Origin of the sequence: Microcoleus sp. Pol7_A1 (assembly GCF_036701085.1) — a bacterium.
Classification (GTDB): Bacteria; Cyanobacteriota; Cyanobacteriia; order Cyanobacteriales; family Microcoleaceae; genus Microcoleus; species Microcoleus asticus.
Genome location: NZ_JAUBQD010000047.1, coordinates 23,487 through 48,158, shown reverse-complemented (window position 1 = coordinate 48,158; position 24,672 = coordinate 23,487). Strand labels below are relative to the sequence as shown.

The window sequence follows — 24,672 nt, the reverse complement described above, 5'->3', positions numbered from 1 at the left end:
CAGGAAGCTGTCACCCTCAACAACATCGGCCAAGTCTACTCACAATTGGGAGAAAAACAGAAAGCGCTAGAGTATTATAGCCAGTCGCTTCCCTTGAATCGGGCAGTAGGCAATCGCGGTGGAGAAGCTGTCACCCTCAGCAGCATCGGTAGTGTCTACTCAGAATTGGGAGAAAAACAGAAAGCGCTAGAGTATTACAGCCAGTCGCTTCCCCTGAGTAGGGCAGCAGGTAATCGCGCACAGGAAGCTGTCACCCTCAACAACATCGGCCAAGTCTACTCACAATTGGGAGAAAAACAGAAAGCGCTAGAGTATTACAGTCAGTCACTTCTTCTGAGTCGAGCAGTAGGCAATCGCGGTGGGGAAGCGGCTACCCTCAACAACATCGGCCAAGTCTACTCACAATTGGGAGAAAAACAGAAAGCGCTAGAGTATTACAGTCAGTCGCTTCTTCTGAGTCGAGCAGTAGGCAATCGCGGTGGGGAAGCGACTACCCTCAACAACATCGGCTTAGTCTACTCAGAATTGGGAGAAAAACAGAAAGCGTTAGAGTATTACAGCCAGTCGCTTCTTCTGAGTCGAGCAGTAGGCAATCGCGGTGGGGAAGCTGCCACCCTCAACAACATCGGCTTAGTCTACTCACAATTGGGAGAAAAACAGAAAGTGCTAGAGTATTACAGCCAGTCGCTTCCCCTGAGTCGGGCAGTAGGCAATCGCGGTGGGGAAGCTCTCACTCTCACCAACATTGGCGGTGTCTACGCAGAATTGGGAGAAAAACAGAAAGCGCTAGAGTATTACAGCCAGTCGCTTCCCCTGAGTCGGGCAGTAGGCGATCGCGGTGGGGAAGCTCTCACCCTCAGCAGCATCGGCATTGTCTACTCACAATTGGGAGAAAAACAAAAAGCGCTAGAGTATTACAGCCAGTCGCTTCCCCTGTTTCAGGCAACAGGGGATCGCCGTAGGGAAGCTACCACCCTCACTGGCATCGGCTTAGTCTACTCAGAATTGGGAGAAAAACAGAAAGCGCTAGAGTATTACAGCCAGTCGCTTCCCCTGAGTCGGGCAGTAGATGATCGCGCACAGGAAGCTAGCACCATTTTCCACATAGCTTATGTCAAACGCGAGCAAAACAATCTTACCGAAGCCCTCAAAAATATTGAAAATTCTATCAAAATTATCGAAAGCCTCCGCACCAAAATAGCCAGCCCTGAACTCCGCACCTCATACTTTGCCACCGTACAAAACTATTACCAATTCTACATAGATTTGTTAATGCAACTGCACAAAACGCAACCCAAATTAGGGTATGATACCAAAGCCTTAGAAGCGAGCGAACGTTCGAGAGCCCGCAGTCTCCTCGAACTTCTCCAAGAAAGTAACGCCAACATTCGCGAAGGTATTTCCCCCGCTTTACTGCAACAAGAAAAAAGCTTGCAACAGCAACTTGATGCCATTGAAAAGCAGCGCATCGAAACAATCAGCAGCCCCAATTCCAACGCAACTAAAATCGATGAAATTGACAAACAGCGCCTCTCACTTTTGGAACAAAATCAGCAAATTCAAACCCAGATTCGTAGCGCTAGCCCACGTTACGCAGCCCTCACCCAACCCCAACCTTTAACACTGCCTGAAATTCAGAAACAGATTCTCGATGAAAACACAATTTTATTGCAGTATTCCCTCGGCAGAGATCGCAGTTATTTGTGGGTTGTGACATCAACAGGACTAACCAGCTATGAATTACCAAAACAGGTTGACATTGAAACAGCAGCTAAGGAGTTCCTAGAGGCAATAACTAGCCCAATTTACCGAAATATTCCCCAAAAAGTTGCCCAAGCAAGTGCAAATCTGGGTCAAGTAATTTTACAGCCCGCAGCAGCCCAATTAGGAAACAAACGCTTATTAATTGTTCCCGACGGCGTGCTGCATTATACCCCTTTTCAAGCTTTAACCCTTGCCCAAACCGCCGGACAAAATACCAATGTTCCCTTAATTGTCGAACATGAAATTATCACTCTGCCTTCTGCCTCAACTCTCGCCATTCTCCGGCAAAACTACGGAGACAGAAAACCACCCAGCCAAACTTTAGCAATTTTAGCCGATCCTGTTTTCAGTCCAGACGATGACAGACTCAAAGGAAAACTTACCCCGGAAACTACCGAAAAGCTAGCATTAAATAATCTCGGTTTAAGTCGATCGCTTCGTGCTTCTAATCGGCAATGGCCGCCCCAACGCTTACCATTTACCCGTCAAGAAGCCCAAACAATATCTAGCTTATTCCCCTCAGCTTCTAGCCGTCAAATATTTGATTTTGATGCCAGCCGCACTACTGCTACCGATGGAAATTTAGCCAATTATCAAATCGTTCACTTTGCCACCCACGGCCTTGCCAACAGCCAAAATCCCGAACTGTCAGGAATTCTGATGTCGATGGTAGATGACAAGGGCAATCTTGTCAATGGTTTTTTGCGCCTCACGGATATTTTCAACTTGAAACTGGCGGCAAATTTAGTGGTTTTAAGTGCTTGCCAATCGGGCATGGGACAGAATGTTAAAGGCGAAGGAATGGTGGGATTAACAAGGGGTTTTATGTATGCGGGGGCGCAGCGGGTGGCCGTGAGTTTGTGGAGTGTGGATGATGAAGGAACTGCTGTGTTAATGCAAAAGTTTTATCAGAAAATGCTGCAACAAAAGTTAGCGCCTGCGGCAGCTTTGAGGGCGGCGCAGATTGAAATGATGCAGCAGGAAAAATGGAAGTCTCCCTATTATTGGGCTGCTTTTACGTTGCAAGGGGAGTGGAAATGATATACAGCACTTTTGCTGGTAAGTAAGTACATAGCCCTTGTAGGGACACGGCAATGCCGTGTCCCTACGGGGATCGAAGAGCGATCCGGGTCTATTTCATAAAAGTGGAATCTGCTGTATGACTTTTATGAACTCAAAATTATGAAACTTATGAATTGACTTGAAGCTCAGCCAGTTTTAAAATGTTAATTAACTGGGGTCAGTAAGTCGCATAAAAAACTCCTACCGCGTCTTAATATATGGAAAATCGACTGACTCAAACTCAACTCAAGCAAATAGTAGCTGAAGTAGAACGCCTTTCTAACCTCCGGCAATCTGAACTTGATTCCGAAGAAGTCAAAGAAATTTTGCAGGAGTTGGGCTTGCCTCCAGAGTTGCTAAATGAAGCTTTAATCCAGTTGCAGCGTCGGGAAGCACTGGCCCAGCAGCAGCGGCGAAATCGGTGGATTGCAGGAGGATTGGCTGCGGCTGCTGCGGGGGCGATCGCAATTACCGGATTCTACATTCAGGAAAACCGACAAGCGATCGATCGCGTTTCAATTCAAGAAAACCGCATAACTTCGGTGCAGGATGATGGTGGCAATTTGACAGTTATTTCCCGCCAAAATAATCCTGAAATATTTTATCGTACTACCTTGAAAGATGCACCCATCGGGAAAAAACTGTCGTTATCTTGCGATTGGATTGACCCCAGCGGTCAAGTTGTCAAACAAAACCGCTATCAGACTCGCGAAATCGACAAACCTATCTGGAATACTCAATGCCGCTACCAAATTGGTACTGCTGCTGCTACCGGAAATTGGCAAGTTAAAATGTTCGTTGAAAGTCGTGCGATCGGCAGTGCATCCTTTGAAGTTAAATAATTATAAAAAACTCGCCTATGGATAGATTTTAATATGGAAATTACCAACAAACCGCGTCAATTTTTAGGATACTGGGGCTGCGACTCTCGCCACAAATCAGACGCGCTGCTGGCGAAAATTATCAGCCAGTCTGCCAGAGAAATTCCAGTTCAAAAAGTCGAGGATTATTCCAGTTTCTCCACCGCAGGCAGCGAAAATCATCCAATTTGGAATGTTGCTAGTACCGAACTCGATGGCGCGCCAAGGTTGCCGACCAAAAAGAGCGATTCCCTGCGGGATAGCTACGCTTCACGTACTTTGCAAATCGCCGCCCTTTCAGCATCTGGACTATCTACATATCCATCAGCTAACGGTTTGCTGTTACCTGATGTCTGGGTAAACGTTCGAGAAAATTGCCTGATTTTAGGACGGGAACCCTTCGGGCGAGTAACGCTTTACTGGACGCAAATCGGGCAGAGTATTTGGTTTGCATCGAGATTGCAACTGCTGTTAAATATTTGCGAACAGCCAGATGTCAGCATTCCCGGTTTGTACGGCTATAGCTGTTTTTCCTATGTCCCAACTCCTTTAACTCCGGTCAAAAATGTATTCGCAGTTCCCGCAGGAACCGAATTGACTTGGGAGTGCGATCGAGATACTGGTGTCATTCTTGAACAAAATTCAAAACGCTTGTTGGAATGGGGAGAAAGTTCAGAACAAATAGAAGACGAAGCAGAAGCGATCGCACAATTACAAAACTTACTTAAAGATGCCGTTCACCGTCAAATTGCCGATATAAACAGCAGTGAAACTGTCGGAGTATTTCTATCAGGCGGTTTAGATTCCTCAGTTGTCGCAGCTTTATTAGTAAAAGCCGGAGTCAAAGTGCGCGCTTATACTCTCGACTTTGGCGAAGCCGGAATTCCTGAATATCCTTGGGCAGAACAAGTAGCCTACTCGCTGAAAATTCCCTTAGTAAAAGTAGATGCCAGGCCGCACCGGATTAAACAAGTTTTGCATTCTGCTGTGAAAGCTTTAGATTTGCCTTTTGGCGACGGAGTTACAGTGCCGCTGTACCTTTTAAATGAAGCTGCGAGTCAAAAAACCGATCTCGTTTTCAACGGCGAAGGCGGCGATCAGTTATTTGCGGGATGGACGAATAAACCCCTGATTGCAGCGGGTATTTATCAAGCAGCAAATCCAGCCGGAGACGAAGCTTTTGCCCTGCAATACCTGCGAACTTTTCACCGGATGTGGGGATACGAAACTAAAGTTTACCAGCCGCAAATTTACACTCAAATTCAGAATTTGCACCCTCAAGATTGGCTGCTAGAGGCTCTTAATCCTGCTTTAGGCGGGTCTTTGCTGCACCGCCTCCGCCGCGCGGGGCTGATGCTCAAAGGCGCGCAGAACATCCATCCCCGCGCTGCTAATTTAGCACTAGCTTTTGGTCTGAAAGTGCGATCGCCCTTTTGCGATTTTGCCTTAACAAACTGGACGTTTAAACTGTCAGGAGAATTGTGTTTGCGGGGTGCTTGCGAGAAATACATCCTCAAACGAGCCGTGGAAAATTGGCTGCCTGCGGAAATAGTTTGGCGGGAAAAGCGGGGTATGGGGGTTCCCTTAACCTCTTGGTGTTTTAATGAATTTTGGCATCAAATTGGCGATTGGTTGAACCCTGCCGTGCTGCTATCAGAGAAACGCTGGCAACCCGATTTAGCTGCTCAAATTGTGTCCGGCAAATTCGCAGCGGGAATTCAAGGCCGCCGCATTGGCGAAATTATTTGGCTGTTAATTATGTGGCAAATTTGGCGATCGCAAATCTTAGGCGAGGAAGTGAAAAACAAATCTTGGAATCATCCATTTTGGTTGCCTCGATCGGTTTGGAATTACCGCCAGCGGTGGGCAGAATAAACGCTACTCCCTTTATTCCTCGGCGGTTAAAACCGCGTCTACACAAACAAATTCAGCCTTTGCGGACTAAAGAATAAGTGAGGTATTAAAGCTGGATTTGGGATAATTGCTAATTAAACAAACATCTACTTTACCATTATGTCAACAATCGCCGATCGCAAATCAATTCTCAAAGAACCGCCTTTTACTCTTTCCCTAGCCCAAGAGTTATTAGCTACCTACGGTTCGCCGCTTTACGTTTATCAAAGCGATATTTTGCGCCGGACGATCGCGCGCATTACTAAGGCAATTTCCTATCCGCGAACTCAATTTTGTTTTGCCAGCGTGACGAACGGCAACATCGCACTGCTGCAAATTTTTCAAGCTTGCGGGTGGGGACTGCACGCCAATACACCGGGAGATATTTATTTAGGAAGTCAGGCAGGTTTTGCGCCCAACAACATTGTTTACAGCGGCAGCAATTTGCACCGAAATGAGATGGCACAAGTTCTCAAATGGGGTGTCAAAACTCTGAATTTCGACAGTATTGCTCAGTTGCAGTTGTGCTGTGAAGTTTATCAATCTCTCAGGGAAAACCAACAGATTTTAGAACCGCCCAGTTTGGGTTTGAGACTGAATTTGCCCGAACTAACTGGAGACAGTCGAATTGGAGTGCGATCGACTGAATTCCCAGAGGCGATCGCCCTCGCTAGAAAAGCCGGATTAAAGCTCAGCGGATTGCATTTTTATCGCGGTACCGGCACTAATTCTACCGCAGCTTTTACTCAAGTAATTGATACTGTAATTGCCGCAGCCCAGCAATTGCCAGATTGGGAATATCTCGATTTTGGCGGCGGTTTTGGCTATCCTTACCGCAGGGGGGGTACAGCCTTTGACTGGGAACTGTTCGGAGCAGAATTAACCAGCAAAATTAGCCAACTCGATCGCGAAATTCAGCTAATAGTTGAACCAGGGCGATCGGTTGTAGCAGGATGCGCTACTTTGCTCGCTCAAGTTGTTTCTACAAAATGGCAGGAAGCCAAACAAATTGTCGGTGTAGATACTACTGTTGCCAATCTTTCAGTGCCGTCAGTTCACGGTGGTTATCGAGAGATTTATACCTGGAATTGCCGGGATTCTCTACATCTTACTGATGTTTGTGGCAATACTACTTATTCGCGGGATTATTTGGGAAAAAACTGTCATTTACCAGCTTTGAGAGTTGGGGAAATCCTGGCTATTTTAGATGTGGGAGCCTACGGCTATGCCATGTCATCGCACTTTTTGCACCGCCCCAGACCTGCGGAAGTGCTGTTAGAAAATAACCAGCATCGCGTGATTCGCCAAAGAGAAGGTTACAGCATTTTGTTAGCAAATCAAGTTTTTTGAATCATCATTAGGAGACGTTTATGAAGTGCATTAACTGCCATACTGACAATAAGTTAAAAGATCGCACGGCAAATAGCGGCCGCTGTGTACGATGCAGGCATAAGTTTGCATTTGAACCGACTTCAATGACTGGTGTCAAAATAACTGACCCGATGTTTGCCAAGGCGATCGCAGATATTTCGGTTAATGATACGCTGTTTTTTACCCCGAAGCAGTTATTTTACCTTTTAGACAAGCGATCGAGACCAAAAAATGATGAACTGTTCTACACAATCCCAGGATACGTAATTATTAATATAGTTTCGGGTATCTTTGTTCTTATCTTCTTGACACCCAATCTATTTTCCGGAGGGAGTATAGCTTTCATTTTGGTAATGTTTGCGATCAATTGTTTATTAATTGCAGGAACTTTTACTGCTAGCCGTTCTAGGAAGTATCCGTACAAACAACGCCAGAACTTTGCAAATACTTTGCAAGTTTGGGGAGTAATAGTTCTGGTGTGTGGAATTGGTGTAAGTGTGTTATCAAGTTCCTTTCCGCTGTTTTTAGCTAGCTCTGCTATCGGACTGCTATCTATCTATTTGGGAAGCAGAAAAATTGACAAAAAACCTGCAAATAGTCAAGAATTTACTATTGAGTTAAATCAGTTTCAAGGTTGGCTTAACACTTGGACAGCAATTAACTCTATGACTAAATTGCTGCCGCCTCCCCGCGCTCTAAATGGAAATACCGTCGTTAGTCCTGATGTCAGCGCTTACAGTTTTGACAGATTAGTTGTGTGCGATCGCCCGGAAATTGCCCAATTTTTAATCGCCAATAATTTTCACTTTGAAAACAACTGTGCAGTCCTCAGCATTACCGGATATCCGCAAAGTATCTTCGACACAACTATGGAAATGCTGCGCCGAAATCCCGACTTAAAAGTGTACGCTTTGCACGATTGCACTCCCAGAGGAATTGGTTTAGTTGACCGCTTGCGTACCAGTCCTAATTGGTTCTCAGATAGCAGCGCGATAATTATTGATATCGGATTCCTGCCCAGGCAAATTATTGTGGCTGGCGACAATATGTGTGTTCTAAGTTCTGAGAGTTCGGCACGAGATGCTGTACAACTGCCGCCAGCAATTCGCCAAGATTTATCCGCTGAAGAATTGGAGTGGTTGGAATTAGGTAATTATGTAGAATTGGAATCGTTTAGTCCTCAAAAACTGATTCAAATTTTGAATCGAGGAATTGCCGGCAGTCGAGATTTAGGCAGCGATGACAGCAGTTTGATTTTGCTAGGCGGTACGGATAGTTCTATTTATGTTCTTGACAGTTTTGGTTGAGGTTTGTGGGGAAACGGCATTGCCCGCGCAAATATCCTGTGCGGTAGGGAAACGGCATTGCCGTGTCCGCGCAGATAAGGAAACGGCACTGCCGTGTCCCTACAGATATAATGTGCAATTAAGCCGATTTGATATTACTTATTAGCTTGCAGCCAAATTTCTAAACTCGCCAACAGCCACAGTTTAACGCCGTAACGCCCCCAGGTATCTCCTTCATAGTCTAGCCATTGACCTATCAAAGATTGGTTGAAATAAGGAGCGATCGCAGCTTTTTTCGACAGCAGCAAACCCTTAGCTTCTCGCTGCCAAAACTTCTTAAATCCCAACTGTACTGGAACCAGCATCCCGCTTTTTGGTCGGTCTAAAATTTGAGCGGGCAAAAGGTTTGCAACCGCTTGTTTTAACACAGCTTTTTCCACAACTCCCGATAGTTTGTATTCCGGCGGAATCGTCATGCTCAAGTCAACTATTCGCTGGTCGAAAAGAGGCGATCGCCCGTGCAAGTCCGCAGCTTGAGTCAAGTTGTTAACTTTCGTCAAAATCTGGTCTGCTCCCTTAAATTTAATATTTAATGCCATTAATCGATTGAGATAATTGCCGCTGCCATTCAAATCGGCACTAAATACCGAAGGTTCTGTTTTTACCGCTGCTAAAATTTCCGGTTTTAAAAGTTGAGGCAAATCCGCAGCGCACTTTTGAAATGACATCAAATATGCTGGCAGCGCATCCAAATTAGTCAGAGAATTGTACAAGCTATTAATTAGCATCGGTTGATTTTTCGGTCCGCCAAAACAGGGGTCGCCGCCTTCGCCGTTGAGGACAATTTCGACAGATTCTCGCGCCAATTTTCCTAATAGCAAGTTTGGCACTGTCAGGGGGTCGCCCATCGGATCGTCTAAATAGCTCATCGTTTCTGGCAACTTTTCCCACATATCCCGAAAGCTAATTTCTAAAATGTGGTGTTGAGTTTGGCAGTGTTGGGCAACTAAACTGGAAAACTCTAATTCGTTGGCGCATTCTGCACCAAAATGAATTGAGTAAGTGTGAACTGGTCGATCGTGAAATTTAGCAGCTAAAGCGGCGATGCAGCTAGAGTCTAACCCGCCGGAAAGAAAGACGCCTACAGGTTGATTTGCTGGCAAATATTCTCGGACAATTTCATCTAAAAGAGTGCGCAATCTCGCGCCGTGCCATTCTAAAGATTGTTCGGCCTCGACAACTTGTTCTCGGAGTTCCCAGTAAGCGGAAATTGTCTCGTCAGGGAAGCTTAAAACGGTTCCTGGGCGCAGTTCTCGCACTTGCTGCCAGAGGGTACGATCGCCCGGAACAAAGGAGCAGCAGAGGTAATCTCGCAGCGCTACGAGGTCGATCGCCCTTGAATGGTAGGGTGCGATCGCCCGCAGTTGAGGAGAAATCCAGCGAGTCGCGCCAACATCAGTGTAGTAGAGAGTTCGCGCACCCGCGCGATCGCGCACCAGCCGCAAAACTTGCCTTTCTCTGTCCCAAACCGCGAACGCGAACATACCCGCCAGCAGCGGCAAACATTCAACGCCCCAGCGTTCCCACAGTTGAGCGACTAATTGGCGATCGCAGCCCTGCCAAAAATTAGCCGCAATCCCCAATCTTTCCAGCAATTCTAATCGGTTGCTCAGCCAAATATCGCCGACAACTGCAAATTTTTTTGAGGGGCTTAGAATTATCTGAACAGTTGGGTTTGAGCAAATAATAGCAATTTGACTTTCTCGCCACGCTGTATTATCTGCGATCGCGTCTGTTTTACCCCAAGCTATCCGCCAATTTGAGGCTAATTCAACCAGAGAATTTGGATGTAGAGAGGATTTTTGTTGTTGGCTACCTTGATAATTGAGGAATGATTTTTTATCGCTCATTTTTGGAAACTCAAGATAATTATAAATATTATCAACTATAACTTACATCTTGCAGCATTCTTTGTGGAACGGGCCCCAGAGCCCGTTCCACAAAGAATGAGTTTTCATTGTGGGGTGGGCCCCAGAACCCGCCCATAAAAGGGTTTATCGCCCGCTAGCTAAAGCCTCCCGCAATTTGCGGCCGCGCGATTTATCCCGAAGTTCTGGAGTCGCCATCCGCAACACAAAATCCAGCAACCAAGGAGCAATTCGGTGACACCAAACTGCTAGATGACTTTGGTATCCTACTAAGATTTCCGGCGCATCTTTGTGCAATCCCGCGACAAGTGCTAAGGCAACTTTTTCGGGAGTTGTGGGTACTACCCAGCGAAATTGTTCCAAGTCTCGCACCATGTCGGTATCTGTTAGAGAGGGCAATAAAGCTGTCACTCGAACATTGTACTGAGTTAACTCGCTGCGTAAAGCTTGGGTGAATCCCAAAATGGCAAATTTGGTAGCAGAATAAGTCGCCATTGTCGGAGCGGCAATTTTTCCCATCAAGCTCGAAACATTGACGATTGTTCCTTCTTTTTGAGTCGCCATTCGCCGAGCTATCAAGCGGGTAATTGTGTAGGTTCCGAGCAAATTTAAGGCGATTTCTTCCTCGATTAATGGGAGTGGGGAACGCAAGAAAGATGCTTGGTGGGCGACACCCGCACAGTTGACTAGCAGGTGAATCGGGCCGCAATCTCGCCAAGCTTGGGCGATCGCAATATTCACCGCTACTGACTGAGTTAAATCCAAAGCTAACGGCACTATTTCGGTGCCAAAAACATCGATTTCCTCTGCCAGTTCAATTAATTGCTTGCGGTTGCGCGCCACAATCAACAAACGTTTGACTCCTTGTCTCGCTAATTCCAGGGCGATCGATCGCCCAATTCCGCGCGAAGCTCCTGTAACAAGAGCTGTTTTTCCTTGAAGTTGCATAGATTAAACCTTTTGGTTGATGCTCACTGCGGCACGGAGTTATGAGTTGTGAGTTGTGAATTATCAGTTATGAGTTGAATGTTTTGGCGGTAACAACTCATAATCCATAATTTTGGGAAAGGCTATCTTGTTTCGATAGACCTCATTTACTTGTGGGGTTAACTCAAAACCAAAAACTGTTGAATCGCTAACGTGCGCGTGAGTTGAACTAAACTTTTAGTTTGCCAGGAATCAGTCAAATATCTGGTCACTTAACCTCATGCAAGCAGACAAACGTGAGATGAGAAAACCTAGTCGGGAATCATGCCAAAGCTGGCTTTAGTACCGCTCTTTATTCAGTTAGCGTCGGCGGACTTTGCGTGTGTAGCCGCGAATAAATTCGCCGGGGATTGGTTTTATTCAGTCCGCGTCGGCGGACTTTGCCTGTGTAGCCGCGAATAAATTCGCCGGGAATATTCGCCTGGATTGGTTATTCGTTTGGGCTTAATTACCCCTCTTTTTTTAGTCCGCAGAGGCAGACGATATCCTGTGCTGTCGCGACTTACAATCGCCGGGGATTCGCGCGAATTGGCACAGGAAAATTGAGCAATGCAGATGATCAATTCCACACCTCCTAGATATGAGAATTTCCTATCTACACACACCTTAACAACTAGAAGTTAAAGCGGCAACAATTTTTAATAAATCTTCCGCAACACTTCTTTACACAATTCTCATACGGCGGATTTCCAAGTGCCGTGAAAGCCCAAAGGTATGACTCCGGGCAATTCTAGCTGGCAAACAGGTTCGCGGGAAAGTCCGTCGCTGTCATATATCCAGACTTCGCTACTGTCAGAATTGCCGTCATAAATAACTGTTACTATCCAACCTTTCTCAGACGAAATATCTGGAACGTAGATGGGCTCTGTGGGATAGCGATTTTCGCCCAAGTCGGCAATTGTGAGATTGCGGGTTTGCGTGTCCAAACGGGCGATCGCACCGTAACGTTCCGGTACAATATCAACGTCAGGCCGATACATTGCCAGATAAATATATCGCGAGTCTTGCCCTATTTCTGAAGCAGGTACCGTCGGAAATTCGCAAGGTTGATCCAACAATTCTTCGGCTGCTGTCACTTTCCCAGTTTGAGGATTGAGATGCACCCGCCACAGAGTCCCCTCCGCATCAGTGCGAGTTTCACCCGCCGCTACTTCTTTCAGGCGCTGATTAGTTTGAAAGTCAGCGAAGCGCACTAAATCAACGGCCACCGAACCATCTTCCTTGACAAAACCGTTAGCAAAATGCCACTGGAACCAAGGTTCCGTTTCACCGCGACTAACTAAAGAGAGAGTTTCCGAGTCAACTATTAATATCTGCGTTCCTAACTCTGGTTTCCATTCCAAAGAGTCGCCGAAACTGCTAATTCCAGCTAACGTTGGGAAAACTTTAAGTCGTATCGGCGGTACAAAAAATATTAGATACTTTCCTGCTAAAACAAAATCGTGTAACAAAGGAATTCCTTCTAAAGCAACTGTTGCTTTTTGGACAATTTTGCCTGTAGCATCGCTTTTATAGAGATTCAACTTTGTACTGGCACCATGTGTAATTCCAAAGTTAAAAATGTTGCCAGTAATCGGGTCGCGCTTGCAGTGAGCGGAATAAGAAGATCCACTCTCTAAACTTCCTAAATCGTCCGTTCCGCGAGTTTCCAAGGTTTGCAAATCGAGGCTGTGAGGCAAGCCTGCTTCCCACAAAGCTAAAAGGCGATCGGGCAAAGCTAAAACAGAAGTATTGGCAACATTTTTAACAGGTTTTCTCCAGCGCAGCCACACAGGTCCCGGTGCTGTCATACCGTAATTAGGGTAGAGAAATTTATCAGCTTTTTCCTCAGCTTGATATCCCGCTGTCTGCACGTAGCGATAAACAGCCGCAGCACCCGCATCGGTAAAATGTACTGCCAAAATTGCACCATCGCCATCAAACCAGTGTCCCGCATTCATGCCGCCGCGTTCCAAACGTGCGGGCCCGTTGCGGTAGAGAGTGCCGCGCAATCCTGCGGGAATTTTACCGCTTTTAACCAATAGCTGAGTCAGCGGAAACTCTGCAGCCGGACGGGCAAAAGCTTGAGCCCAAGATTTTTTAGCTGAGATTTGAGTGTCGGTTTTCATTTGAAACTCGCAAGTTTTAACTGATATGACAGAATTTTTGCTATACAATTATAGCAAAAATTAACTAACAGCTATGACTCTCCGCCGCCGTGCTCTGCTGAGAACTTTTGGGCTGACTGCTATTGGTACTCAGCTTTTGCCGATCGCCCAAACCAACCTCTCTCCCAAAACTGCGATCGAGCCGCGCCGCCTGCAAGTCGGCGATACTGTAGCTTTAATCAATCCTGCCGCTTTCAACTACCAAAAAGAAGTGCAGCCATTTTTCAAAGTTCTGGATAACCTGGGTTTAAAAGTTAAATTGGGAGAGCATTTTTACGACCGCTACGGCTATTTAGCAGGCAAGGATGCCGATCGCGCCGCCGATGTCAACGCAGCCTTTGCCGATGACTCAGTGCGAGCTATTTTTACCGGGATGGGCGGCTGGGGCTGCGGTAGAATATTGCCGCTCCTAGATTACAATATTATTCGCAACAATCCCAAAATTATTATGGGATTCAGCGATATTACTGCGCTGTTATTGGCGATTTATGCTAAAACTAATATAGTTACTTTTCACGGCCCTTTAGGTGCCTCGAGTTGGAGTCCCTTTACAGTAGATTGCGTCAAAAAAGTTTTGTTTGAGGGAGGCTCTGTTACGCTGCAAAACTCCAAAAGCCTTCAAGTTGAAACAATCTGGCGCGGCACAGCTAGGGGAAAACTAATCGGCGGCAATTTATCAGTAATCGCAGCAATGGTGGGTTCTGCATATTTACCGACATGGGAAAACAGTATTTTGTTTGTCGAGGAAGTTGGCGAAGAGGTTTATCGCATCGATAGAATGTTGACGCAGCTCAAATTAGCGGGCATTCTCGATAAAATTTCAGGTTTTATTTTCGGACAGTGTACCAAGTGCGAAGCTGAAAAACCCCAAGAGTCCCTAAGCTTACCTCAAGTATTGTCAGACCAGATTCGCCCCTTGAAGATTCCTGCGTGGTATGGTTCAATGGTGGGGCACATTCGGGAGCAGTTCACTTTGCCGATCGGCAAACAAGTCGAAATCGACTCAAATTCTGGTACAATCAGATTGTTATAATCCGCTGTCAGCTAAATTTTAAACTATTCTCGATATTCGCGAAGCTCTTCCTCTGCTTCTGCATTACCGCGCAGAGCCTGGTAATGAAAAAATTAAACATACTATTAGGACGATCGTGAAAAACCGACAATTCCTCAAACATCTAGCAGCAATTATCTTAGGAATAATTTGCCTGTTGCCGCTCAATGCCTGTGCAGAAGCAAGTAAAACCGCCAGCAGCGACACCATTTATCAGCAGCGAACCGTCCACAATCCCGACGGCACAGGCAAATTTTACATGGGTCGAGAAATTGCCCAAGTCATGGGATATCAAGGCGCTAGTTGGCTGGAAAGACCGTCTCGCGGCATGGAAGACAAATCAGCTCGATTAGTGAACAATCTAGATTTAAAACCAACCGATATTGTAGCCGACATAGGAGCTGGAACGGGATATTTTAGCTTTCGCATCGCTCCCTTAGTTCCACAAGGAAAGGTTTTAGCAGTTGACGTGCAGCCGGAAATGATTAATTTTATTAAATTGAATAAACAAGAAAAAAATATTGCTAACGTTGAGCCAGTTTTGGGAAGTATTGACAATCCGAATTTGCCCGAAAACAGTGTAGATTTAGTTGTGATGGTGGATGCTTATCACGAATTTGCATATCCCAGAGAAATGATGCAAGGAATTGTGAAAGCACTCAAACCGGGAGGCCGCACGGTATCGATAGAGTATCGGGGCGAAAACCCGATGATTCCCATTAAAGGTTTGCACAAAATGACGCAGAAGCAGGTGAAAAAAGAAATGGCAGCCGTCGGTTTAGTATGGAAAGAGACAAAAGATATGTTACCCCAGCAGCATTTGATGGTGTTTGAGAAACAATCTCAAATTTAGCAGCCAAACAGAGCGATTGCTTACCATTTTTCATCATTTTTGTCAAGGTACAAAAGACGTATTTGTGTGTACGGGCGATCGGTCAGTCAAACATACTAAGCCTTAAGTAACCCTTAAGATAGACTTTTTACTAAAAATACCATTTACAATTAAAAATTGATAACCCAGAGGCGCTTCCTTCATTTTTCAAGCGAAGAAGTGTCGCTATTAAGAAGTACCAGCGTGAACATTCCAAGTTCCATCCTCACCATGCTCGCCGGCATCGGAGTGACTCTGATCAGTCTCTGGTACGGGCAGAATCACGGTTTACTGCCGATCGCCGCCTCTGATGAAGCATCCGACATAGACGCGCTCTTCAATACAATGATGACCATTTCCACTGGATTATTTATCATGGTCCAGGGAATTCTCATCGTTGCTGCAATTAAATATCGCCGCCGTCAAGGAGACAACACAGACGGACCGCCTTGGCATGACAACTTTCCCTTAGAAATTCTTTGGACAGCCGTGCCGGCGGTGATTATTTTAGGAATCGGAGTCTACAGTTTTGAGATTTACAACTCAATGGGAGGCCTCGATCCGATGGGCAATCACGACCACGGCACCATGCAAGCGCACTCTAAAATGCGGGGAAGTGCGATCGCAGCCACACTCTCAGATACACCCCAAAACGCCCCTCAAATTCCGTCTCAAAAACTCTATGCTTTAGGCGTAGGCGCTTCCCCAGAAAATGAAGACAAACCAGCAGACTTAGTTGTAAATGTCATGGGTTTGCAGTACGCCTGGATTTTTAGCTATCCAGAAAGCGGCGTTAGTTCCGGCGAACTGCATATGCCAGTCAACCGCGACGTACAGCTAAATATCTCAGCTCAAGACGTGCTGCACGCATTTTGGCTGCCGGAATTTCGCCTCAAACAAGATGCAATTCCCGGGCGGCCGAGCGAACTGAGATTTACACCAACTAAAACCGGCGAATACCGAGTTGTTTGTGCTGAATTGTGCGGCGCTTATCACGGAGCGATGAAAGCTTTAGCAGTCGTTCACGCGCCCGAAGAATTCGACAGTTGGCTGCAAAGCCAGCAAGTTGCTAGCAGTCAAAACTTAGAGCAAGCAGTTGCACTCAATCCTGGGGAATTGTCAGACGGTGAATTTTTGGCTCCCTACGTCAGGGAAATAAAAATTAATTCCGAAACCCTAGAACAACTTCACCCAACTCATCACTAAAAATAGTCATTAGTTCCTGGCAGTGGGTCTTTGATTCTGAGCTAATAACTAATGACTAATAACTAATGACTAATAACTATGACACAAGCACAGTTCCAAGAAAGTGCCAACACTGAGGCTCGCGGAACAGCTCCCGCCGATAGACATTGGCGCGACTACTTCACTTTTAATACCGACCACAAAGTCATCGGTATTCAATACCTAGTCACAACATTTATTTTCTATCTAATCGGCGGCGTGATGGCAACTTTGGTGCGAACAGAACTCGCCACCCCCGACTCCGATTTTGTCCCCCCCGAACTCTACAACAGTTTATTTACTGTTCACGCGACGGTGATGATCTTCCTGTGGATCGTACCCGCCGGAGCCGGATTTGCTAACTTTTTGATCCCCTTAATGATTGGGGCACAAGACATGGCATTTCCCAGGCTGAATGCGATCGCCTTTTGGCTCATTCCCGTAGGCGGCGTGTTGCTGTTGAGCAGTTTTTTGGTAGGAGCTCCGCAGGCGGGTTGGACTTCCTATCCCCCTTTGAGCTTAGTTACTGCTCAAGCCGGGGAAGAAATTTGGATTCTCAGCGTTTTGATTCTCGGAACTTCTTCGATTTTGGGGGCGGTGAATTTTGCCGTTACCATCTTTACCATGCGCGTTCCGAGCATGGGTCTCAATGATATGCCTTTGTTTTGCTGGGCGATGATTGCGACTTCAGCGCTGACTTTGATTGCTACTCCAGTCTTAGCCGCAGCTTTGATTTTGCTGTCGTTTGACTTGTTAGCGGGGACGGCATTTTTTAACCCGACCGGCAACGGCGATCCCATCGTTTACCAGCATTTATTCTGGTTTTATTCGCACCCGGCAGTTTACATTATGATTATGCCCTTTTTCGGGGTAATTTCAGAAGTTTTGCCGGTGCATTCCCGCAAGCCAATTTTTGGTTATTTGGCGATCGCATATTCCAGTCTCGCGATCAGCTTTTTGGGCTTGATCGTGTGGGCGCACCATATGTTTACCAGCGGCACTCCCGGCTGGCTGCGGATGTTTTTTATGATCACGACTATGATCATCGCCGTACCAACTGGGATTAAAATATTTAGCTGGTTGGCAACTATTTGGGGAGGCAAACTCCGGCTTGTCAGCGCGATGCTATTTGGGATGGGTTTTATCTCAACATTTGTGCTCGGCGGCATCACCGGGATCATGGTAGCTTCCGTACCTTTCGACATTCACGTTCACGACACTTATTTTGTCGTCGCTCACCTACACTACGTGCTGTTTGGCGGCTCAGTGTTTGGAATTTACGCTGCTTTTTACCACTGGTTCCCCAAAATGACGGGGCGGATGATTAATGAATTTTGGGGTAGAGTTCACTTTGTTTTAACTTATGTTGGCTTTACTGTAACTTTCCTGCCGATGCACGCTTTGGGTATGCAAGGAATGCCCCGGCGGGTGGCAATGTACGACCCGAAATTTACCACAATTAATGTCATTTGTACTGTCGGTGCTTATATGCTGGCAGTGTCTACAATCCCCTTTATCATTAATGTGATTTGGAGCTGGAGGTACGGCCCGAAAGCAGGTGATAATCCTTGGCAAGCTTTGAGTTTGGAATGGATGACGACTTCGCCGCCCCCGATAGAAAATTTTGAAGGAGTGCCGGTATTGGCAACAGGGCCTTACGATTACGGCATGGAGAAAATTCAGAATACAGGGGAACGTCTCAGGCTCAAACTGAGAGAAAATGCCACCCGCAACGCCCAGAAAACAGGTATTCCTATTGCGGAGGCTCAAGCTTCAACTTTCTTTGGCGGTACTGCAACTTTGGTCGCTCCTGAATCAGAGATAGATGATGATTCTCCTGCTGATGAAAGTCAAGATGGCGAATAGTTATTAGTCATCAGTCATCTGTCAAAAGTCATTAGTCATGAGTTATTAGTTATTGCTCGTCGCAATATGAGAACTTGGCATTAATGACTTTTGACAGCAACAGCACACCAGCAATGTAGGGATAAATTTTTTCCCCTCTTCTCTCTTCCCTCTTCCCTCTTCCTTCTTCCTTCTTCCCTCTTCCCTCTTCCTTCTTCCCTCTTCCTTCTTCCTTCAAAATCCCATTACCAACTAGCAATTTATTATGCAAATTCCAGCGATCGATCCGGCAAAAACAGCCCTGAATTACCACCACGAGGCTGATGTAGAAGCACACGGTGTGGAGCATCCCGACCACCGAATGTTAGGTGTAATTGTGTTCCTGTGCGCTGAAGGCATGATATTTTTCGGTATGTTTGCCGCGTATTTGATTTATCGGGCGATGGCCCCCGTGTGGCCCCCTGAAGGTACGCCAGCGCGAGAGTTATTGCTGCCGGGAATCAATACGGTAATTCTGATTGCTAGCAGTTTTGTGATTCACAATGCGGATACTGCAATCAAAAAGAATGATGCCGCCGGAATGCGGAATTGGCTGCTCGTAACTATTGCTATGGGCGCAGTTTTCTTGTTCGGTCAGGTTTACGAATACACTCATTTAGAGTTTGGCTTGACGACGAATTTGTATGCCAGTTGCTTTTACGTTTTGACTGCTTTTCACGGCTTGCACGTTACGTTGGGAGTGCTGCTGATGGTGGCGGTGGTGTGGCGATCGCGCGCGCAAGGTCACTATTCTAGCGAGCACCACTTCGGAATCGAAGCGACTGAGATTTACTGGCACTTTGTGGATGTGATTTGGATTGTCTTGTTTTTGTTGCTGTATATTTTGTGATCCCAGAGGCTTTTGGGCCTCTGCCGCAAGAGATTTGTATGACCCCCAATTGGGGGTTTTTTATTGTTTGGAGAGTGCGATCGAGCTTCATTCACATGAATCAAAGCCGATCGCGCTAAACTAAAAGTAGCAATTCTCCTATCCAGCAGCATTGAGAAAATTATGCAGTGCGAATTGTGCGATCGACAAATGGAAGCATTAACCGCCCATCACCTCATCCCCAAACAAAACACCAAGCGGAAAAACGAAGATCCCAGCCCGACGATCGACATTTGCTCCGCTTGTCACCGCCAGATTCACTCTCTATTTGACAACAAACACCTCGCCCAAGAGCTCAACACCCTGGAAAAGCTCAAAAATGACCCTGAACTCCATAAATTTGTCTCTTGGATTAAGAAACAAAAAACCGACAAACGCATTCAAGTACGCGGCAAAAAAGCTTGATCGCAATGCCCGAGCTCAGATATATAGTCCTGGACGCAGTTACTGTCTGAAACCCGGTTATTCATAAATTTTTCGTTTTCCAAACCAAAATTTTGCATAGCAACCCGGTTTGTTTGCGTAAATCCTAGTATAGTGATTTACTTATTGGTAACAAGCTGCCAACTATTATCATGAACCTCACCTCCCTCGAACTCGCAAAAGACCGAGCGCGCATCTTCAAAAACTACCTCCAAATGGAAATAGATGCCAAATCTAATATAAACAAACTAGCCTTTTTAGACAGGGGCATTGAAAAATCCCCTTACCAACAAGCAATAAAAAACTATCCCGATTATCTCAAACAGAAACCCGACGGCTTAAAAGTAATTAGCTATATTCCCGGACCCAATAATCCCCTCAAACTTACCCCGTTTCCCAGCCTGGGAGAACTACCTCAAATTAACTCTCAAGCTTTAAGTTTTCTCCACGAAGAAATCAAACAAGCCTGCGTTTGCATTGGTACTTTTGTAGACGGCAAAATTCAGGCGCAGTGGCTGGGAAAAAATGCACTTACCAATGCTGAGCAGTGGAGTGCCACTAAAATTATCCCGCTCCTTAATATCGTCACTCAAGTAAATAGCAAATATCCCGACTGCGACATTGACAACTGCGTTGTTAGAGATGGCAACGGGCAAAAACACGATTTTTACTTTTACGATGTAGCAAAAGACATGATTAGCTATGCCTCAAATATAGCAAGTTCAAACTCCTTAGCCGCGATGTTCAAACGCTTCGATACTCGCATAGGACTAGAGCAATGGCTGAAGAGCGCTACTGGCAATCACGATCTAATTTTTCGCGGCGATTACGGCGAAATCCCTTATCTCAACAACCCAAAAATATTCGATATTAGCAAAAAACAAGTGCTGCTAAATGCCGCAGTAAACAGCACCAAACAAAGTAATTCCGTATCTGCTTATGACTTGACCAGGCTAATTTCTATGTTAGGATGGCACTTCCATATCGAACAGCGATCGCGCATGAAAGCATCTCAGTGGAACAGCTTAGAAAGCATTGTCAGAGCAATGGGACATGACAGCGCTCGATATGTGGACGTAGCAATTAAAACTTTGGGGATGGATAGCCTCATCACTTCTCCAGTAATTATCTCAAAATTGGGTTACGGATTGAGCGCGATCAGAGGAACCCTAGAAACAGTTTATGTGGCTTTAGTGCGGTTTGTTGACGAGCGGCCGAAGGCGGCGGGAAAGCCGGCAAAACTCAGAACTTTAGCCATGACTTTGCGGGCCGAAAAAGCTGTAGGCGGTTCCAGCAGTGTCGATCGCTTGGCGATCGAACTCGACGCCAGATTTTGCGCCGAAGTCACCGAAATTCTCCGCCGGTTGTTTGCGGAAGAATTTTAAACGCGGGCGATCGACTAATGAGAAAGCTGGTGAAACTTGCGGTAAAGCATCCTCTCCACTGGCTTTCCTCCCCGCAAATGTTGCTCAGTTATTGCCGCAACTTCCTCCTGGCAAACACCGCTGTACCAAACCTCTTCTGGCAGCACCAACACCATCGGCCCGTTGCCGCATTGTCCCAAACAACTGCTAGCAACAACTTCGACTTCTGATGGTGACAATTTCTGAAAAGCTGCCAGTACCTTTGCTGCACTTTGCTTGCGACAAGTGCGGTTTTGGCAAACAAGAACTCGCCTAGAAGATTCGATGATTTTCATGTTTTTTACTTGACAGTCGGCCACCTATATGCTATTTTTTATCATGGGAATATGTGCGCGCATATATACTCTAAATATATACTCTAATTTGATATATGCCCAGATTTTAAGGTGCGCCGGAACGCACCCTACGATTAATCTGGTGACAAGCCTTTGGAAGCCAACCATTGTCGATCGAACAAACGCGACTGATACCGAGCCCCGCCGTCGCAGAGTACCGTAACAATCGTATGTCCAGGCCCCATTTGCTTCGCTAAAGCCACTGCCGCCCCCACATTAATCCCCACAGAACCGCCCATAAACAGCCCTTCTTTTCTCAGCAGTTGGTAAATCACCCGCACAGCTTCAGTATCGTTAATTTGAATGGCGTCGTCTACCGGGGCATTCTCCATATTTGCAGTGACGCGAGTGGTGCCAATTCCCTCAGTAATCGAACTACCTTCAGTCTTAATTTCCCCAGTTTTGAAATAACTGTAAAGCCCGCTGCCCATCGGGTCTGCCAAGACAATTCTAACAGCAGGATTTTTTTCTTTCAAAAACATTCCTACGCCAGCAAAAGTGCCACCGGTACCGGTAGCTGTTACCCAAGCATCAATTTTCCCGTTTGTTTGTTCCCAAATTTCCGGGCCAGTTGTCTCGTAATGAGCTCGGCGATTGGCTAAATTGTCAAACTGATTTGCCCAGACTGCATTCTCCATTTCCGCAGCCAATCTTCCCGACAATTTGACATAATTATTTGGGTCTTTGTAAGGAACAGCGGGAACAGTCCGAACTTCAGCGCCCAAGGTTTTCAAAGCATCGATTTTTTCTTGAGATTGGTTATCGGGAATCACGATCAAACATTTGTAACCTTTAGCGTTGCAAATGTGTGCCAAACCGATGCCAGTATTGCCGGCAGTGCCTTCAACAACGGTGCCGCCCGGTTTTAGCAAGCCTTTTTCTTCTGCATCTTTGATGATGTATAAAGCAGCCCTATCTTTAACGGAACCGCCGGGATTGAGAAACTCTGCTTTGCCGAGAATTTCGCAGCCTGTTTCATCGCTGAAGCTGTTTAAGCGAATTAGTGGCGTGTTGCCGATTGTGCCTACAAAGCCGTTTTTAATATCCATATTTTTTGCGTGTTTGCATCCTATTATTAATTTTTACAATAAGTTGATATTTATTGCTACCACTTTTACCAAATCTTGCTCATATTGAGTACAAATCCCGGCAAAACGGGGTCGCCGCTAACTGTAGCCGGATTCTCCATACATTCCTCTGCCAAACCAGGACGGTAAATATAAACGCGGCGATTTTTGCGGTCAATCAACCAGCCTAACTGCACTCCTGGTTCTCTCATATATTCTTGCATTTTTTCTTGCAATGGCTTGAGATTGTCAGAAGCCGACCTGAGCTCTACTACAAAATCCGGGCAAATCGGGGCAAACTTTTGCTTTTGTTCTGGTGACAAAGCATTCCATCTTTCCAATTTTATCCAAGCAGCATCCGGCGACTTTTCTGCACCTGTTGACAGAGTAAATCCTGTACTCGAAGTAAACGCTAAACCAGTACCATTTTGTTCTGCCCAAACCCACAGCGGCCCAAATATATTACCTTCTCGGTTTCCCGTCTCCGAACCAGTAGGAGGCATAATTAGCAATTCTCCCGATTTGTTGCGTTCAATGCGTAACTCACTATTGATTTGACAGAACTCGAAAAACTGGTCATCTGTCATTTGCAATTCTGGTGGTATTCGCAACACAATTGTTGATGTCAACATAATTGATTTCCTCGATCGTTGCTCCTATACTCAGCTTACCAAATCTTGCTCATATTCAAAACAAATCCCGGTAAAACGGGGTCGCCGCTAACTGTCGCGGGATTCTCCAAACATTCCTCTGGCAAACCAGGACGATAAATGTAAACTCTGCGATTTTTGCTGTCTATAAGCCAACCTAACTGCACTCCTGGTTCTCTCATATATTCTTGCATCTTTTCTTGCAATGGCTTGAGATTGTCAGAAACCGACCTGAGTTCTACTACAAAATCCGGGCAAATTGGGGCAAATTTATCTTGCTGTTCTTGAGATAAAGCATTCCACCGTTCCAGTTTAATCCACGAGGCATCTGGAGACTTGTCACCCATTGCAAGCTTAAATCCCGTACTGGAGTCAAAACAGATACCGCTTCCATCTTGCCCGGCCCAAATATACAACTCTCCAAAGACGCTACCGCTGCGATTTCCTGTTGTTCCACCAGTAGGAGGCATAATTAGCAATTCACCCGATTTGTTGCGTTCAATTCGCAACTCACTATTGATTTGACAGAACTCGAAAAACTCGTCGTCTGTCATTTGCAATTTGGGCGGTATTCGCAACACAATTGTTGATGACACCATTTTGCCTTTCCTCAAATGTAAAGTGTTTACACAAGATTGCACAATTGCTTTGTTTGTAGTGAGGACTTGAGTCCTCAAAAATCAGCATTAAGGACTCAAGTCCTCACTACAAGCTGGTTTGAGGCGCAAATTATAGAGGTAAGGTGTGCAGTACACACCTTACATAATTAGGTTCTGCGTCCAGGAAAGTTAAACCTATTTATTCGGCTGAGGAGTCATCCGCAAATAAGGCTTAACCGGTGTGTAACCTTTAGGAAATTTCTCTGCCAACTCTGCGGGGTCGGTAATCGAAGGTACGATGACGCAATCGTCGCCATCTTTCCAATCAACCGGAGTCGCAACGCTGTATTTGTCTGTAAGTTGCAAGGAATCAATTACTCGCAAAATTTCATTAAAATTCCGACCAGTGCTAGCCGGATAAGTAATGCTCAAACGCAATTTCTTTTCCGGGTCAATTACAAAAACTGTGCGGATTGTTAAGTTGTTCAGCGAGTTGGGATGGATCATGTCGTAAATATCGGAGACTTTACGATCGCCATCTGCTAAAATTGGATAATTGAGGGTGACATTTTGAGTTTCCTCAATATCTTTAATCCAGCCCATGTGAGAATCCACATCATCGACGCTGAGGGCAATGGTTTTGACGCCCCGCTTCTCAAATTCAGACTTTAGACGGGCCACTGCACCGAGTTCTGTGGTGCACACTGGAGTATAGTCTTTCGGGTGAGAAAACAACACGACCCAGCTATCCCCAGCCCAGTCGTAGAAATTGATTTCCCCTTCAGACGAAGCTTGGGTAAAGTTGGGAACTGTATCGCCTAATCGCAGAGTCATAGCTGATTTCCTCTAATTTTATTTAAGGACTGTTCCTTATCATGCCATAATTCCCGGTTTCTCGATCGAGCTGTAAAGGATTCTAAACTTTTTGGTCGATCGATCGGCAATTCCACTACTGTA

The 24,672-nt window shown here is 45.9% G+C and carries 21 protein-coding genes; 12 read left to right on the top strand and 9 right to left on the bottom strand.

Annotated elements, in window-relative coordinates:
* From QUA20_RS22960 to QUA20_RS22940, 5 genes are all read left to right on the top strand, one after another.
* Positions 1-2,805: CHAT domain-containing tetratricopeptide repeat protein (locus tag QUA20_RS22960; RefSeq protein WP_333191409.1), on the top strand; the 2,805-nt coding region annotated here is incomplete at its 5' end.
* 239 nt (positions 2,806-3,044) lie between these two features.
* Positions 3,045-3,668 (top strand): DUF3859 domain-containing protein, encoded by a 624-nt coding sequence (locus QUA20_RS22955; RefSeq protein WP_333191407.1) that lies wholly within the window; start codon positions 3,045-3,047, stop codon positions 3,666-3,668.
* 33 nt (positions 3,669-3,701) lie between these two features.
* Positions 3,702-5,561 carry an asparagine synthetase B family protein gene (locus tag QUA20_RS22950; protein ID WP_333191405.1) on the top strand — a complete coding sequence of 620 codons (1,860 nt, stop codon included), beginning with the start codon at positions 3,702-3,704 and terminating at the stop codon, positions 5,559-5,561.
* Between the two features lie 138 nt (positions 5,562-5,699).
* Positions 5,700-6,929 carry a decarboxylase gene (locus QUA20_RS22945; RefSeq protein ID WP_333191403.1) on the top strand — a complete coding sequence of 410 codons (1,230 nt, stop codon included), beginning with the start codon at positions 5,700-5,702 and terminating at the stop codon, positions 6,927-6,929.
* A 20-nt stretch (positions 6,930-6,949) separates the two neighbouring features.
* On the top strand, positions 6,950-8,257 hold the full coding sequence (locus QUA20_RS22940; RefSeq protein WP_333191401.1) for a hypothetical protein: 1,308 nt from the start codon (positions 6,950-6,952) through the stop codon (positions 8,255-8,257).
* 134 nt (positions 8,258-8,391) lie between these two features.
* On the opposite strand, the gene QUA20_RS22935 is transcribed toward QUA20_RS22940, so the two are convergent.
* The 3 genes from QUA20_RS22935 to QUA20_RS22925 all read right to left on the bottom strand — a co-directional run bounded on the left by QUA20_RS22935 (position 8,392) and on the right by QUA20_RS22925 (position 13,259).
* Entirely contained in the window at positions 8,392-10,146 is a 1,755-nt protein-coding gene (locus tag QUA20_RS22935; RefSeq protein WP_333191399.1) for an asparagine synthase-related protein, read from the bottom strand.
* A gap of 144 nt (positions 10,147-10,290) precedes the next feature.
* Positions 10,291-11,112, bottom strand: a complete 822-nt coding sequence (locus tag QUA20_RS22930; protein WP_333191398.1) for an SDR family NAD(P)-dependent oxidoreductase — start codon at positions 11,110-11,112, stop codon at positions 10,291-10,293.
* Between the two features lie 713 nt (positions 11,113-11,825).
* Positions 11,826-13,259 carry a carotenoid oxygenase family protein gene (locus tag QUA20_RS22925; protein ID WP_333191396.1) on the bottom strand — a complete coding sequence of 478 codons (1,434 nt, stop codon included), beginning with the start codon at positions 13,257-13,259 and terminating at the stop codon, positions 11,826-11,828.
* Positions 13,260-13,332: 73 nt separating this feature from the next.
* On the opposite strand from QUA20_RS22925, the gene QUA20_RS22920 reads away from it, so the two are divergent.
* The 4 genes from QUA20_RS22920 (at position 13,333) to ctaD (ending at position 18,310) form a co-directional block, all read left to right on the top strand.
* Entirely contained in the window at positions 13,333-14,331 is a 999-nt protein-coding gene (locus QUA20_RS22920) for an LD-carboxypeptidase (protein ID WP_333191395.1), read from the top strand.
* Positions 14,332-14,443: 112 nt separating this feature from the next.
* Complete coding sequence (locus QUA20_RS22915; RefSeq protein ID WP_333191433.1) at positions 14,444-15,202, top strand: class I SAM-dependent methyltransferase; 759 nt, start codon at positions 14,444-14,446, stop codon at positions 15,200-15,202.
* A gap of 222 nt (positions 15,203-15,424) precedes the next feature.
* Complete coding sequence (locus tag QUA20_RS22910; RefSeq protein ID WP_333191394.1) at positions 15,425-16,426, top strand: cytochrome c oxidase subunit II; 1,002 nt, start codon at positions 15,425-15,427, stop codon at positions 16,424-16,426.
* 78 nt (positions 16,427-16,504) lie between these two features.
* Complete coding sequence (ctaD, locus tag QUA20_RS22905; protein ID WP_333191392.1) at positions 16,505-18,310, top strand: cytochrome c oxidase subunit I; 1,806 nt, start codon at positions 16,505-16,507, stop codon at positions 18,308-18,310.
* A gap of 49 nt (positions 18,311-18,359) precedes the next feature.
* Here the strand turns inward: ctaD and QUA20_RS22900 are convergent, their stop codons facing one another.
* Complete coding sequence (locus tag QUA20_RS22900; RefSeq protein ID WP_333191390.1) at positions 18,360-18,527, bottom strand: hypothetical protein; 168 nt, start codon at positions 18,525-18,527, stop codon at positions 18,360-18,362.
* A gap of 27 nt (positions 18,528-18,554) precedes the next feature.
* On the opposite strand from QUA20_RS22900, the gene QUA20_RS22895 reads away from it, so the two are divergent.
* From QUA20_RS22895 to QUA20_RS22885, 3 genes are all read left to right on the top strand, one after another.
* Positions 18,555-19,178 carry a cytochrome c oxidase subunit 3 gene (locus QUA20_RS22895; protein WP_172185526.1) on the top strand — a complete coding sequence of 208 codons (624 nt, stop codon included), beginning with the start codon at positions 18,555-18,557 and terminating at the stop codon, positions 19,176-19,178.
* A gap of 162 nt (positions 19,179-19,340) precedes the next feature.
* A complete protein-coding gene (locus QUA20_RS22890) occupies positions 19,341-19,622 on the top strand; it encodes an HNH endonuclease (RefSeq protein WP_172185596.1) in 282 nt (93 codons plus the stop codon).
* A 170-nt stretch (positions 19,623-19,792) separates the two neighbouring features.
* Positions 19,793-21,025: a hypothetical protein gene (locus tag QUA20_RS22885; protein ID WP_333191386.1), complete on the top strand. Its 1,233-nt coding sequence runs from the start codon at positions 19,793-19,795 to the stop codon at positions 21,023-21,025.
* 14 nt (positions 21,026-21,039) lie between these two features.
* Here the strand turns inward: QUA20_RS22885 and QUA20_RS22880 are convergent, their stop codons facing one another.
* The 5 genes from QUA20_RS22880 to QUA20_RS22860 form a co-directional block, all read right to left on the bottom strand.
* Entirely contained in the window at positions 21,040-21,339 is a 300-nt protein-coding gene (locus QUA20_RS22880; protein WP_333191384.1) for a (2Fe-2S) ferredoxin domain-containing protein, read from the bottom strand.
* Positions 21,340-21,473: 134 nt separating this feature from the next.
* On the bottom strand, positions 21,474-22,448 hold the full coding sequence (locus tag QUA20_RS22875) for a cysteine synthase A (RefSeq protein ID WP_333175559.1): 975 nt from the start codon (positions 22,446-22,448) through the stop codon (positions 21,474-21,476).
* Between the two features lie 65 nt (positions 22,449-22,513).
* Positions 22,514-23,098: a Uma2 family endonuclease gene (locus QUA20_RS22870; RefSeq protein WP_333191383.1), complete on the bottom strand. Its 585-nt coding sequence runs from the start codon at positions 23,096-23,098 to the stop codon at positions 22,514-22,516.
* 35 nt (positions 23,099-23,133) lie between these two features.
* On the bottom strand, positions 23,134-23,715 hold the full coding sequence (locus QUA20_RS22865) for a Uma2 family endonuclease (protein ID WP_333191380.1): 582 nt from the start codon (positions 23,713-23,715) through the stop codon (positions 23,134-23,136).
* Positions 23,716-23,910: 195 nt separating this feature from the next.
* Positions 23,911-24,549 carry a peroxiredoxin gene (locus tag QUA20_RS22860; protein WP_172185516.1) on the bottom strand — a complete coding sequence of 213 codons (639 nt, stop codon included), beginning with the start codon at positions 24,547-24,549 and terminating at the stop codon, positions 23,911-23,913.
* Positions 24,550-24,672: the final 123 nt, after the last annotated feature.